This is a genomic window from Paraburkholderia sp. UCT2 (assembly GCF_014397665.1).
GTDB lineage: Bacteria > Pseudomonadota > Gammaproteobacteria > Burkholderiales > Burkholderiaceae > Paraburkholderia > Paraburkholderia tuberum.
The window spans coordinates 1-12,421 of record NZ_VZQO01000063.1; the positions used below are offsets into that span (position 1 = coordinate 1).

Genomic DNA, 12,421 nt, shown 5'->3' on the forward strand with positions numbered 1-12,421 from the left:
GCGGGAGGGGGATGAGGGGTGAGGCTTGTCGAAGCTTCGCGCCTCTCGGGACGATCCCGCGTGCACAAAATTCTCGTTGACCGGATTTTGTGTTCTGTCCCGGCGGAGCTATGCGCGATACCTCGCAGCGCGCGCTCGCGCATTGCGCGGCAAACAACGTTGAGACGGCCACTCACCGAACGGACCTGCTGGAACAACGACGCGCGACGACGGGAGCATGGCCAAACCATATGTCCACGCTGCGCTATACGAGCGCTGCCTTGCTGAACGGAACCGTTCTTGTCCAGACTGTCCATACGCGCTACGGCGTGCATTCCGGCGCGCACAAACGTTGACATTCCGTTGATCGCAGCGGAAGCCTAAAATCATCCATCGCCCATTCCATCCCCCTGTGGACGCCTGCTAGCGTAGCAGCCCCAACAGCTACAGAGGACACCGGAATGTCGTATCAACAGGATTCGGACGGCGTGCGCGTGGTGCTCAGTGTGCCGCAACTGGCGGCAGTGCTCTCCCGCCAGTCGATCAGCCCCACGGAGATGCGTTCCAACCGGCTATGGGGCGGCTTGCAGGTGGTCGGCGGGGTGCTGGAAATGGTCGGGGCGGCAGCGCTATGTGTGCTGCCGGAACCGACGATGGCGAGCAAGGCCGGATGTGTTGTGTTCGGCGTACATGGCTCAGATACGGCGTCGGCAGGTTTGCGTCAAATCTGGACGGGCCGGGATACGGTCACGCTGACCCAGCAAGGTACGGCGAAGCTGGCCGAGGCGATGAACGCCAGTCCTGACATGGCGAACAACATCGGCCTGTCAGTCGATATGATCGTGCCGTTCGGGTTCGCTGGCTCGATCAAGGCTGCACGCGTGGCCAGCGTTACGATGGGCCGGATCGATCTGCAAATGCATGAAGCAAAGGCGCTCAATCCGAGGCTGGGAGGGCACACACTCGAAAAGCACGTGGGGCGGACCGAAGCGCAATTGCGCGAAAGACTGAGACTTGAACCGCATCGAAAAAGAGTGTCGTCATTCACGAACCTGGAGCGGGCGGAATGGGCAATATCAGAAGTAATGCGCGCCCATACGACACAAATCAGGAAATGGGCGGAGTGCTCAGGTAGTGGCGGCCCCCTTACACTGACGCAGCGTGTGGCGAGTGATGTCGGCTATGGAACTGCACGACAGACAGGAAAAATGACGCGGATGAATGAGGTTGTCGTTGTACTGAAATATCAAACCTACAATGGAATGCCGTACTACATTCTTACCGCATATGTTGGATGAAGGCGAAAATTATGCTGTCAGAGCGTTACCCGAAACTTTATCAGTTGTTTGGCGCATACCTTAATCAGGATTCTGATTTATGGGGAGAAACGATTCCGGAAATTGTTTCGTGCTACAGGAGGGACTGCCCACGGGAAAGCCATCTCGAAATGATCCACGAAATAGATTCGTTCATAAGCGAGCACCCGGATGATCTGGATTCAGCGTTTGAAACGGATTACGGGCAAGATTTCGACCCGGAGTTGTGGGGCTATACGACCGCTTCGTTTCTCGAGGAATTGAAGCGTCTTCTGAGCGATTAATCCACTCGTCGCCGCGCGAGGTTGGTTCGATATCACCCGGGGCATCCACTCGACAATGTTTGCATTTCACCCCGAGGTGTTCGCCTCGAAGTACCGACACCCTGTCTCATTTATCGTCGAGTATCCCCGAGGCAGCGATTAGATATATGAGCCCCAATTCCCGCAACATTGTTGAGTTGACCGACGTTGGAGCAGACGACCCAATATGGATTCTCGCGCGCGACGGAGATGGCGCAGCTTTGGCGGGGGCGACGCATGCCACAGAGCTTGTCGGGTATTTTCTTCTCTTGCCATGCCGAACGAACTGCCAGAAAGACTTAGGTCCAGGCCTTAATGAGCCCCGCCCCGAGCGGGGCTTTTCATTTGTTCCCCGGTTATCCTCTTTGTCGAGCCGCGCTCCCGGGAAAACCCGACCTATGTTGTTCGTAGACAACGCACCCAACCGGCCGCCAACAGGCAGGGAATTGCACCGCTCGATGTCGTGTGGGTAGCGGTGTTGGTAGAAAAGAAAAACGGGCCGAAAGGCCCGTATTCATTGATGTCCTGGCGGAGAGAGGGGGATTCGAACCCCCGATAGGCTATTAACCTATACACGCTTTCCAGGCGTGCGACTTAAACCGCTCATCCATCTCTCCGGCGGGGAGCCGAATTATAGCAAACTTCGCGCCCTGCGCCACACCCTGGCCAAAGCCCCGCGCAAACCGCCTACGGATGCCGGATATAGTCGACCAGCGCGATCGTATAAGCGTCCGCCTTTCGATCGAGCAAACTCACCCCGATCGCCACGAGAAAACCCGCCGGCACACCGAACACGCCCGAACTGATCGGCTCGATGCCAAACCAGCGCGCACCTGTGAATCCCGTCATCTGCGTGAAGAACGGATACGTCGACACGATGTAGTAGATGCACACGACGAGCCCCGCGACCATCCCCGCCACCGCGCCGAGCCGCGTCGTGCGTTTCCAGAACACGCCGAGCACGAGCGCCGGAAACAGACTCGACGCCGCCAGCGAAAACGCCGCCCCGACCAGAAACAGAATATTCCCCGTATTCAGCGACGCCACGTACGACGCGAACAATGCGACACCCAGCAGCAGAATCTTCGAGATCGTCACGCGCCGCTGGCTCGACGCGTTCGGATCGACCATGTGGTAGTACACGTCGTGCGATAGCGCGTTCGCGATCGTCAGCAGCAGACCATCCGCGGTCGATAGCGCCGCCGCGAGCGCCCCCGCCGCGATCAAGCCCGACATCACATACGGCAGCCCCGCGATCTCGGGCGCCGCGAGCACGACCATATCGGGCTGCATCTGGATCTCGCTCCAGCGCACGATACCGTCGCCGTTCGTATCGGCAAGGCTGATCAGGCTCGGTTCGACCTTGCGCCATTGCGTCAGCCACTGCGGCAGATCGGCGAAATGATGGCCGACCAGATTCGACAGGATCTCGTACTTGATCAGCACCGCCAGCACCGGCACGGTCAGATAGAACAGCGCGACGAAAAAGAGCGTCCAGCCGACCGAGCGCCGCGCCGACGCCACCGAAGTCGTCGTGTTGTAGCGCGTCAGGATATGCGGCAGGCTCGCCGTGCCAAGCGACAGACACAGCAGCAGCGATAGAAAGTTACGCGCGTGCGTGCTCCGGTCTTCCTCACCGACAGCAGGAAACGGTTCCTGCATCGGCACCGGCGCGCTCGCCCGCATCAGCATGTCGTCGCGCTTCTGACTCCAGACGATCTGCGCGGCGGCGGCATCGCGCGGAAACTGTTCGAGCGCGCGCTCGCGCTCCTTGATCTCGCGCAACGGACCGTTATGGCGGCGCAGATCGCCGACCTCCTGCGTGAGCCGCTGCTTTTCGTCGATGAACGATTGCGGCAGCGTATCGAGCCGCAGTTGCATCAACGCGGCGCGGCGTCGATAGTCGTCGCGCACGCGCTCCTCGAGCGGCGCGTCGCGCACCTGTTTCTCGAGCCCTTCCATGCGCTCCATCAGGCGCCCATAGCTAAATTGCGGCACCCAGCCGAGGCCGTCCTTGTGCGCGATCATCGATACCGGTATCAGCATCGCGAGGATCAGGATGATGTACTGCGCGACCTGGGTCCACGTAACGGCACGCATGCCGCCCAGAAACGAGCACACCAGAATGCCCGCGAGCCCGCAGAAAATGCCGACCGCGAAATCGACGCCGATAAAGCGCGTCGCGATCAGCCCGACGCCCTGGATCTGCGCGACCAGATAAACGAACGAGCACAGGATCGCGGCGAGCGCCGCGAGGCCGCGCACCGCGTTGCTCGAATAGCGCGTGCCGAGAAAATCGGGAATCGTGTAGCGCGCGAGCTTGCGCACATACGGCGCGAGCAGGAACGCGACGAGGCAATAGCCGCCGGTCCAGCCCATCAGGTACGCGAGGCCGTCGTAGCCGGTCGCGTAGATCGAGCCGGCCAGACCGATGAACGACGCGGCCGACAACCAGTCGGCCGCGGTCGCCATGCCGTTGAACGCCGACGGCACGCGCCGCCCCGCTACATAGTATTCGACCAGGTCGGACGTGCGCGACAGCACGCCGATCACCGCATACACCGCGATCGGCACGAACAGGAACACATAGCCGATCCACACCCCGGGACCGGTGCTGCGCTCGATGCGCCACATCACGTAGACGAACAGCAGAAAGCCGAGCGTATAGAGCGCGTACGAGCGGATCAGCCGATGCGTGAGCTTCATCGGCTCAGCGCCCGCGCGCGGCCGGCGCGGCCGTGCCGATCGTGACGTCATCGTTCGCGCCGGTGGTGGAATCCGCGGCGGGACCGCTTGCCGCATCGCGCTGCGAATCCGCTTCGAACGCGTGCTGCAACTGACGATCGGCGCGCTGCATCAGCACGATATAGACGACGATCAACGCAAGGTAGATCAGGATTGCGCCTTGTGCGCCAAAGTAGAACGGCAGCCTGAAGCCGCCTGCGTGCACCTGCGCGAGCGCGGGCGCCAGCAATGGCACGACGAAGGAGACGAAGAAGCCAAGCGTCATCAGCACCGCGATCAGCGCGAGGTTGAAACGCCAGTACCTGCGATGCGCGAGCGCCATCGCCGCCGAGACCGGTGGCGGTTCGGGCGGGGGGTTCAACCTGGCGTGGGAGGATAGGTGCGGCGCGGCCATGCGCCTATGTATCAAAAAGGCATCGGCGAGGCAATTGGGATTGTCCGCGCGACGCCGCGATGCAAGCCGTCAGCTCGAATAACGGGTCTGCGCGGCGTGCCCGCAAGCGTGTCGATCGACACGCCGCCGCCGTCCGCGCGGACCCGCTTACAACGCTTTAAATCGACTCGCCGAGCTGATCGAGAATCGCCGGGTTTTCCAGCGTCGACACGTCCTGGGTGATTTCCTCGCCCTTCGCGAGCGAACGCAACAGACGACGCATGATCTTGCCCGAACGCGTCTTCGGCAGGTTCTCGCCAAAGCGGATGTCCTTCGGCTTCGCGATCGGACCGATCTGCTTGCCGACCCAGTTGCGCAGGTCGTTCGCGAGCTTCACGGCCTCTTCGCCTTGCGGACGCGCACGCTTGAGCACCACGAACGCGCACACCGCCTCGCCGGTCGTCGCATCGGGGCGGCCCACCACGGCGGCTTCCGCGACGAGCGGATTGGCCACCAGTGCCGACTCGATCTCCATGGTGCCGAGACGATGGCCCGACACGTTCAGCACGTCGTCGATGCGGCCCATGATCGTGAAGTAGCCGGTCTCCTTGTCGCGCACCGCGCCGTCGCCGGCGAGGTAAAGCCTGCCGCCGAGCTCGTCGGGGAAGTAGCTCTTCTTGTAGCGGTCCGGATCGCCCCACACGTTGCGCAGCATCGCCGGCCACGGACGCTTGACCACCAGAATGCCGCCCTGCCCGTTCGGCACGTCCTGCCCGGTTTCGTCGACGACCGCGGCCATGATGCCCGGCAGCGGCAGCGTGCATGAACCCGGCACGAGCGGCGTCGCGCCCGGCATCGGCGCGATCATGTGGCCGCCGGTCTCGGTCTGCCACCACGTATCGACGATCGGACAGCGGCCGCCGCCGACGTTCTCGTAGTACCACACCCACGCTTCCGGATTGATCGGTTCGCCGACCGTGCCGATGATGCGCAACGTCGACAGGTCGTAGCTCTTCGGATGCACTTTAGCGTCGGCCTCGGCGGCCTTGATCAGCGAGCGGATCGCAGTAGGAGCCGTATAGAACAGCGTGACCCTGTGCTTCGCGATCATCTGCCAGAAGCGCCCGGCGTCCGGATAGGTCGGCACGCCCTCGAACACGACCTGGGTGCCGCCAAGCGTGAGCGGCCCGTACGTAATGTAGCTATGGCCGGTGATCCAGCCGATGTCGGCGGTACACCAGAACACGTCGGAGGGGCGCCAGTCGAAGGTCCATTTCAGCGTTTGCGCGGCCCACAGCAGATAGCCGCCGGTGCTGTGCTGCACGCCCTTCGGCTTGCCGGTCGAGCCCGACGTATAGAGGATGAAGAGCGGATGCTCGGCGTCGACCCATTCGGGCGCGCACTGATCCGACTCGGCCTGCGTGAGTTCATGCATCCACAGGTCGCGCCCTGCGTCCCACGCGACCTTGCCGCCGGTGCGCTGGTACACGATCACGCTCGAGACCTTCTCGCAGCCGCCGAGCGCGAGCGCTTCGTCGGCGATGTTCTTCAGCGGCAAAGCCTTTCCGCCGCGCATCTGTTCGTCGGACGTGATCAGCGCGACCGCGCCGACGTCGACGAGCCGCTCGTTGAGCGACTTCGACGAGAAGCCGCCGAACACGACCGAGTGCGTCGCGCCGATCCGCGCGCACGCCTGCATCGCGACGATGCCCTCGATCGACATCGGCATATAGATGACGACCGGGTCGCCTTTCTTCACGCCGCGTTTTTTCAGCGCATTCGCGAAGCGCGATACGCGTTGCAGCAGATCCTGATAGGTGACGTTGGTGACGCTGCCGTCGTCGGCTTCGAACACGATCGCGACGCGCTCGCCGTTGCCGGCCTCGACGTGACGGTCGATGCTGTTATACGACGCGTTCAGCTGACCGTCTTCGAACCACGTGTAGAACGGCGCCTTCGATTCGTCGAGCACCTTCGTAAACGGCTTGTGCCAACTCAGCGTCTCCTTCGCGAGACGCCCCCAGAAGCCTTCGTAGTCGCGCTGCGCTTCGGCGGCGAGCGCCCGGTACGCGTCCATGCCGGAGATCGTGGCACCCTTCGCAGTGTCAGCGGAGGGCGGAAAAACGCGGCGTTCCTGAAGAACCGATTCAATCGCAGACATCGACAACCCCTTGGTGAAGATGAAACGTAAAACCTGTACCGGCGCACGTCGGGCGCGCGGGCCTTATCCTGTTCGAGCCGCCACGAGCGGCGCTGTCTCCCACCTCGCGATACCGTCAAACGCGCGTGCGTGCGGCATCGCAACATCCGTGCATGCGGGTGGCCTGCGCGATCCTATTCCACGTCAAGGCTTAACCATAAGCGCTGCAACTTACCGGCCACTTACGCGCATCGTATTGATCTGCAAGCGAAAACCCTTAGATCGCGCCAGCCATCGACGCAGTTACGCGTTGATCAGACGAGATGCGCGCGAAAAAGATCGCCCGTTCTACAGAGCCTTCTACGCTCACTCGCAGCACATTGCATACCGGTGAGCGAACTCGACGCACCGCCAGCGCGCCCGCTTTCGCACCCTTACGCTCTCTCGCACGGCCTTTTACAATGCTAACTGAACTAGCCGTCCGGATTCCAGCTTGAATCGCTACGCCCTGCTTCTCATTACCTCGATGCTGCTGGTGGGCAGCAACGTCGGAATCGGTAAATCGATCGTCGCCTTCGTCCCCGTCCCGCTGTTCGCGCTGCTGCGTTTCGTAATCGCGATGGCCGTGCTATGGCCGCTGTTGCGCGCGACCAAACTGCGCCGTGTCAAACGCGACGAATGGATCAACCTGTTTTTGCAGGCGCTATTCGGCACCTTCGGCTTCACGCTGCTGATGCTCAACGGCGTCGCCCGTACCAGCGCGGTCGCGGCCGGCGTGATCACGAGCACGATTCCGGCGGTCGTCGCGCTGCTGTCGTGGCTGATCCTGAAGGAGCGGCCCGATGGCCGCGCGCTCGCGTCGATCGCGCTGGCGATCGTCGGCGTCGTCGTCATCAATGTCGCGCACGTCCAGGCGGGCGCGGATGCGACGGCCGGCACCGGCTCGCTCGCGGGCAACTTCATGGTGCTCGGTGCCGTGTGCTGCGAATCGCTGTACATCATTCTGTCCCGCCGCCTCACGCAGACGCTCGCGCCGATCGATATTTGCGCGTACACGCATCTGTTCGGCCTGCTGCTGATGCTGCCGCTCGGCGCCGGCGCGCTCGCGCATTTCGACTATCGCGCGGTGCCGTCGAGCGTCTGGATGCTGGTGTTGTGGTACGGGCTGTCGGCCAGCATCTTCTCGTTCTGGCTGTGGATGAAAGGCATCCGTCACGTGCCAGGCAGTCTTGCCGGCGTGTTCAGCGCGGTGCTGCCGGTCGCCGCGGCGCTCTACGGCATCGAGTTCCTCGGCGAGCGGCCCACGCTCGCGCACGGCATCGCGCTTGCCTGCGTGGTCGCCGGTATCGGCCTCGCGAGCCTGAAGGCGCGCAGCGTGCCGCCGATCGCATCGTAATTCTGGTGTCGCGGGCGCGCTGCCCGCCGCAAAGCAGCAGCTTCGACCGACGCTGTACAATGGCGCGCCTGACGCGAGTCTCGCGCCCCTTCGGTGGCCGCGCCCCGCACCGCCGTCGGCGCCTGGCCCCCTGTTCCGTCACCTGCGCTTCATCTGACCGTTGCCTATGTCCGCTTCGCGACCCGCCTCCGCCCGTCCGCGCCGCCCCATGCGCGCGCTGCCCCACCTCGTTTTCATGAGCCGCTGGCTGCAGGTGCCGCTGTACCTCGGGCTGATCGTCGCGCAGGCGGTCTACGTCGTGCTATTCCTGAAGGAAGTCTGGCATCTGGTCACCGACTCGATGAAGCTCGACGAAACGCGCACGCACCCCAAACATTTCGAAGGGCCCGCGGCATTGCACGCCGTGGGCGGCATCAAGGTTTCCACTCCCATGAAGGCGCAAGACTGACCGCACCGTGCTGCGATCCGACAACAAGCGCCACTCCCCACTGAGCTAGCCATGACCGTCATCAAACAGGAAGACCTGATTCAGAGCATCGCTGATTCGCTGCAGTACATCAGCTACTACCATCCGCTCGACTACATCGAAGCGCTCGGCCGCGCGTACGAGCTCGAACAGAGCCCCGCAGCGAAGGACGCGATCGCGCAGATCCTGACCAACAGCCGCATGTGCGCCGAAGGCAAGCGCCCGATCTGCCAGGACACCGGCATCGTCACGGTGTTCGTGAAGGTCGGTATGGACGTGCGTTGGGACGGCGCGACGATGAGCGTCACCGACATGATCAACGAAGGCGTGCGCCGCGGTTATCTGAATCCGGACAACGTGCTGCGCGCATCGATCGTGAGCCCGCCCGAAGGCGCGCGCAAGAACACCAGGGACAACACGCCGGCCGTGATCCACTATGAGATCGTGCCGGGTAACACCATCGACGTGCAGGTCGCGGCCAAGGGTGGCGGCTCGGAGAACAAGTCGAAGTTCGCGATGCTGAACCCGTCGGACTCGATCGTGGACTGGATCCTGAAGACCGTGCCCACGATGGGCGCGGGCTGGTGCCCGCCGGGCATGCTCGGCATCGGCATCGGCGGCACCGCTGAGAAAGCGATGGTGATGGCGAAGGAATCGCTGATGGACCCGATCGACATTCAGGACGTGATCGCGCGCGGCCCGAAGGACTGGATCGAAGAGCTGCGCGTCGAGCTGCACGAGAAGGTCAACGCACTCGGTATCGGCGCGCAGGGCCTCGGCGGTCTGTCCACTGTTCTCGACGTGAAGATCATGGCCGCGCCGACGCACGCCGCATCCAAGCCGATCGCGATCATCCCGAACTGCGCGGCGACCCGCCACGCGCACTTCACGCTCGACGGTTCGGGCGTCGCCAGGCTCGAAGCTCCGTCGCTCGACGCATGGCCGAAGGTGCACTGGGAACCGAACACGGAAACCAGCAAGCGCGTCGACCTCAACACGCTGACACCGGAAGAAGTGGCGGCCTGGAAGCCGGGCCAGACGCTGCTGCTGTCGGGCAAGATGTTGACGGGCCGCGACGCCGCGCACAAGCGCATCGCCGACATGCTCGCGAAGGGCGAGAAGCTGCCGGTCGATTTCACGAACCGCGTGATCTACTACGTCGGCCCGGTCGATCCGGTGCGCGATGAAGCGGTCGGCCCGGCGGGCCCGACCACTGCGACGCGGATGGACAAATTCACCGAGACGATGCTCGCGCAAACGGGCCTCATTTCGATGATCGGCAAGGCCGAGCGCGGCCCGGTCGCGATCGAGGCGATCAAGAAGCACAAGGCCGCGTATCTGATGGCCGTCGGCGGTGCGGCGTACCTCGTGTCGAAGGCGATCCGCAGCGCGAAGGTGCTCGCGTTCGAAGACCTCGGCATGGAAGCGATCTACGAGTTCGACGTGCAGGACATGCCGGTCACGGTCGCCGTCGATTCGAACGGCACCTCCGTGCACCAGACCGGCCCGAAGGAATGGCAAGCCAAGATCGGCAAGATTCCGGTCGCCACCGCTTGATGAGTCGCGATTAACGCTACTCAGGTCAGTCGAAAAGCCGGGGCCGCGATCCCGGCTTTTTCTTTCCGTGCGTCATGCACGCGCAAGGCGCCGCACGCACGAGGCCGCCAACGCCGCCAACAGTTGTATCGGATCTCTTGGCTTTTTTGGACATGGCGTTTATTGTTGTTGGAAATTCAAGGTTCCCGAAAAAGGAAATAACATGCAAGGCGACAAGAAGGTCATCGAATATCTGAACGCGCAGTTGAAGAACGAACTGACCGCGATCAATCAATACTTCCTGCATGCCCGAATGTACGGCCACTGGGGCCTCGACAAGCTCGGCAAGCACGAGTACGACGAGTCGATCGGCGAAATGAAGCATGCCGACATGCTGATCGAACGGATCTTCATGCTCGACGGTCTGCCGAATCTACAGGACCTGCACAAGCTGCTGATCGGTGAGGAAACCAAAGAGATCCTCGAATGCGATCTGAAGCTCGAACAGATTTCGCAAGGCACCTGCAAGGAGGCGATTGCCTACTGCGAATCGGTGCGCGATTTCGTCTCGCGCGAAATCTTCACGAAGATTCTCGACGACACCGAAGAGCACATCGACTGGCTCGAAACCCAGCTCGATCTGATCGACAAGGTCGGTATCCAGAACTACCAGCAAAGCGCGATGGGCTCGGTCGAGTCCTGATCGAAGCACGCTGAAGCATCCCGCGCGGTAGCGGCACGACGCCTGCCCAGCAGGCATTCGCGCCGGACCGTACTGCACGGGCGATATACTTGCGCGCTCGTTCGCGCCTCACCGTGGTTTCACCCTTTTCGCCGACCGCCACTTCACGCTCGTTTTTTTCGCCTATGCCCGCCCCTTCGCCGTCCCCGACTGTCCGCAGTGTTGCCGCTGGCGCCGCGTCGCAGGCGCCGATCGGCATTTTCGACTCGGGGCTCGGCGGCCTGTCCGTGCTGCGCGCGGTGCGCGCGCAACTGCCTGACGAGGCGTTGCTGTATGTCGCCGATTCGCTGTACGCGCCCTACGGCGAGCGCGACGACGACTTCATCACCGACCGCACGCTGGCCATCGGCGAATGGCTAGCCGCACAAGGCGCGAAGGCGCTGGTGGTCGCGTGCAATACGGCAACCGCGCAGTCGATCGCGCTGGTGCGCGAAAAGCTGCCGATTCCGCTCGTCGGCGTCGAGCCGGGTGTCAAGCCCGCCGCGCTGCAATCGAAAAGCCGCGTCGCCGGCGTGCTCGCGACCCAGGCGACACTGCGCAGCGCCCGCTTCCAGGGGCTGCTCGAACGCTACGCCGCCGACTGCCGCTTTCTGTGCCAGCCCGGCCACGGGCTCGTGCAGGCGGTCGAGCGTTGCGACGTCGGCTCGGCCGAGCTGCACGCACTGCTGCGCAGCTACCTGGAACCGATGCTCGACGCGGGCGCCGACACGCTGGTGCTCGGCTGCACCCATTACCCCTTTCTCGACGCGGCGATCCGCGACATCGTCGGCGAACGGCTCGCGCTGATCGATACGAGCGTGGCAATCGCGCGTCAGCTCGAACGCGTGCTCGAGCAGCACGGCCTGCGCGCCGCGGCGTCGGCCGGGGGCACGCCGCTGCCGCGCTTCTATTCCACCGACGACGGCATCCATCAGCAGCAACTCGCCGCCACGCTGCTGCGGATCGAGGCCGCGGTCGAGCAGGTATCGATACCGTCGGGCCGCACGGCCGCATCGGATTCTCGCGCCGCCTAGCGCCGGCAACCGGCGCGCGCCCCGCCCTTCCTGCCGACGAAATCCATTCTAAGAGTCTGGTTTTGTTACAAAAAATCGCACGGGACGCTTGCCAAACGAAACAAACAAAATGATAATAATTCGCATTAACGTTAGCTATGACGCCTGCCATGATCGTCTGTGTCTGCAAATCCGTATCCGACCGCACAATCCGCTCCTCGATTGCGGACGGCATCGACTCGTTCGACGAGTTGCAGTTTGAACTCGGCGTCGCCTCGTGCTGCGGCAAATGCGAGGAATCCGTGCGTGACGTGATGCTGCAAAGCGGTGTGTGCGCGAGCCGTTGCGGCGTGGTCGAGCATCGGCAGGTGCAGAGCGTCGCCGAGGTCGTGCAAGTCGCGTTCTACGAGCGCAAGGCAGCCTGAGCTCAGCTA

11 protein-coding genes, 1 tRNA gene and 1 pseudogene are annotated in these 12,421 nt (G+C 63.0%); 9 read left to right on the plus strand and 4 right to left on the minus strand.

Annotated elements, in window-relative coordinates; all coding sequences use genetic code 11:
- The first annotated feature begins 110 nt into the window (after positions 1–110).
- The 3 genes from F6X39_RS32850 to F6X39_RS32860 all read left to right on the plus strand — a co-directional run bounded on the left by F6X39_RS32850 (position 111) and on the right by F6X39_RS32860 (position 1,579).
- Positions 111–335, plus strand: coding sequence for a hypothetical protein (locus F6X39_RS32850; RefSeq protein ID WP_187619677.1), 225 nt, complete (start codon positions 111–113; stop codon positions 333–335).
- 105 nt (positions 336–440) lie between these two features.
- Complete coding sequence (locus F6X39_RS32855; protein ID WP_187619678.1) at positions 441–1,277, plus strand: RNase A-like domain-containing protein; 837 nt, start codon at positions 441–443, stop codon at positions 1,275–1,277.
- A complete protein-coding gene (locus F6X39_RS32860; RefSeq protein ID WP_316251746.1) occupies positions 1,274–1,579 on the plus strand; it encodes a contact-dependent growth inhibition system immunity protein in 306 nt (101 codons plus the stop codon). The genes F6X39_RS32855 and F6X39_RS32860 overlap by 4 nt, the downstream gene beginning before the upstream one ends.
- 544 nt (positions 1,580–2,123) lie before the next feature.
- Here F6X39_RS32860 and F6X39_RS32865 read toward each other — a convergent pair.
- From F6X39_RS32865 to acs, 4 genes are all read right to left on the minus strand, one after another.
- A tRNA-Ser gene (locus tag F6X39_RS32865) sits at positions 2,124–2,214 on the minus strand.
- A gap of 70 nt (positions 2,215–2,284) precedes the next feature.
- A complete protein-coding gene (locus F6X39_RS32870) occupies positions 2,285–4,303 on the minus strand; it encodes a sodium:solute symporter family protein (protein WP_187619700.1) in 2,019 nt (672 codons plus the stop codon).
- A 4-nt stretch (positions 4,304–4,307) separates the two neighbouring features.
- The gene (locus F6X39_RS32875; protein WP_187619679.1) at positions 4,308–4,736 is read right to left on the minus strand and encodes a DUF4212 domain-containing protein; all 429 of its coding nucleotides are present in this window, start codon (positions 4,734–4,736) and stop codon (positions 4,308–4,310) included.
- Between the two features lie 157 nt (positions 4,737–4,893).
- A complete protein-coding gene (gene acs / locus F6X39_RS32880) occupies positions 4,894–6,876 on the minus strand; it encodes an acetate--CoA ligase (protein ID WP_187619680.1) in 1,983 nt (660 codons plus the stop codon).
- 472 nt (positions 6,877–7,348) lie between these two features.
- Here acs and F6X39_RS32885 point away from each other — a divergent pair, with 472 nt between their 5' ends.
- From F6X39_RS32885 to F6X39_RS32910, 6 genes and pseudogenes are all read left to right on the plus strand, one after another.
- On the plus strand, positions 7,349–8,251 hold the full coding sequence (locus tag F6X39_RS32885; RefSeq protein ID WP_187619681.1) for a DMT family transporter: 903 nt from the start codon (positions 7,349–7,351) through the stop codon (positions 8,249–8,251).
- A 208-nt stretch (positions 8,252–8,459) separates the two neighbouring features.
- A pseudogene (locus F6X39_RS32890) lies at positions 8,460–8,609 on the plus strand (YqhA family protein); the annotation flags it as partial.
- A gap of 141 nt (positions 8,610–8,750) precedes the next feature.
- Positions 8,751–10,274: a fumarate hydratase gene (locus tag F6X39_RS32895; protein WP_187619683.1), complete on the plus strand. Its 1,524-nt coding sequence runs from the start codon at positions 8,751–8,753 to the stop codon at positions 10,272–10,274.
- 202 nt (positions 10,275–10,476) lie between these two features.
- Positions 10,477–10,956: a bacterioferritin gene (gene bfr / locus F6X39_RS32900; protein ID WP_184062145.1), complete on the plus strand. Its 480-nt coding sequence runs from the start codon at positions 10,477–10,479 to the stop codon at positions 10,954–10,956.
- A 164-nt stretch (positions 10,957–11,120) separates the two neighbouring features.
- Positions 11,121–12,008 (plus strand): glutamate racemase, encoded by an 888-nt coding sequence (gene murI / locus F6X39_RS32905; protein ID WP_184062146.1) that lies wholly within the window; start codon positions 11,121–11,123, stop codon positions 12,006–12,008.
- A gap of 149 nt (positions 12,009–12,157) precedes the next feature.
- Positions 12,158–12,412, plus strand: a complete 255-nt coding sequence (locus F6X39_RS32910) for a bacterioferritin-associated ferredoxin (protein ID WP_090803857.1) — start codon at positions 12,158–12,160, stop codon at positions 12,410–12,412.
- The last annotated feature ends 9 nt before the right edge of the window (positions 12,413–12,421 follow it).

Excerpts from the sequence above, each read along its gene's own strand:
- F6X39_RS32850 (WP_187619677.1), top strand. The coding sequence starts at position 111 with ATGCGCGATACCTCGCAGCGCGCGCTCGCGCATTGCGCGGCAAACAAC.
- F6X39_RS32855 (WP_187619678.1), top strand. The coding sequence starts at position 441 with ATGTCGTATCAACAGGATTCGGACGGCGTGCGCGTGGTGCTCAGTGTG.
- F6X39_RS32860 (WP_316251746.1), top strand. The coding sequence starts at position 1,274 with ATGAAGGCGAAAATTATGCTGTCAGAGCGTTACCCGAAACTTTATCAG.
- F6X39_RS32870 (WP_187619700.1), bottom strand. The coding sequence starts at position 4,303 with ATGAAGCTCACGCATCGGCTGATCCGCTCGTACGCGCTCTATACGCTC.
- F6X39_RS32875 (WP_187619679.1), bottom strand. The coding sequence starts at position 4,736 with ATGGCCGCGCCGCACCTATCCTCCCACGCCAGGTTGAACCCCCCGCCC.
- acs (WP_187619680.1), bottom strand. The coding sequence starts at position 6,876 with ATGTCTGCGATTGAATCGGTTCTTCAGGAACGCCGCGTTTTTCCGCCC.
- F6X39_RS32895 (WP_187619683.1), top strand. The coding sequence starts at position 8,751 with ATGACCGTCATCAAACAGGAAGACCTGATTCAGAGCATCGCTGATTCG.
- bfr (WP_184062145.1), top strand. The coding sequence starts at position 10,477 with ATGCAAGGCGACAAGAAGGTCATCGAATATCTGAACGCGCAGTTGAAG.
- murI (WP_184062146.1), top strand. The coding sequence starts at position 11,121 with ATGCCCGCCCCTTCGCCGTCCCCGACTGTCCGCAGTGTTGCCGCTGGC.
- F6X39_RS32910 (WP_090803857.1), top strand. The coding sequence starts at position 12,158 with ATGATCGTCTGTGTCTGCAAATCCGTATCCGACCGCACAATCCGCTCC.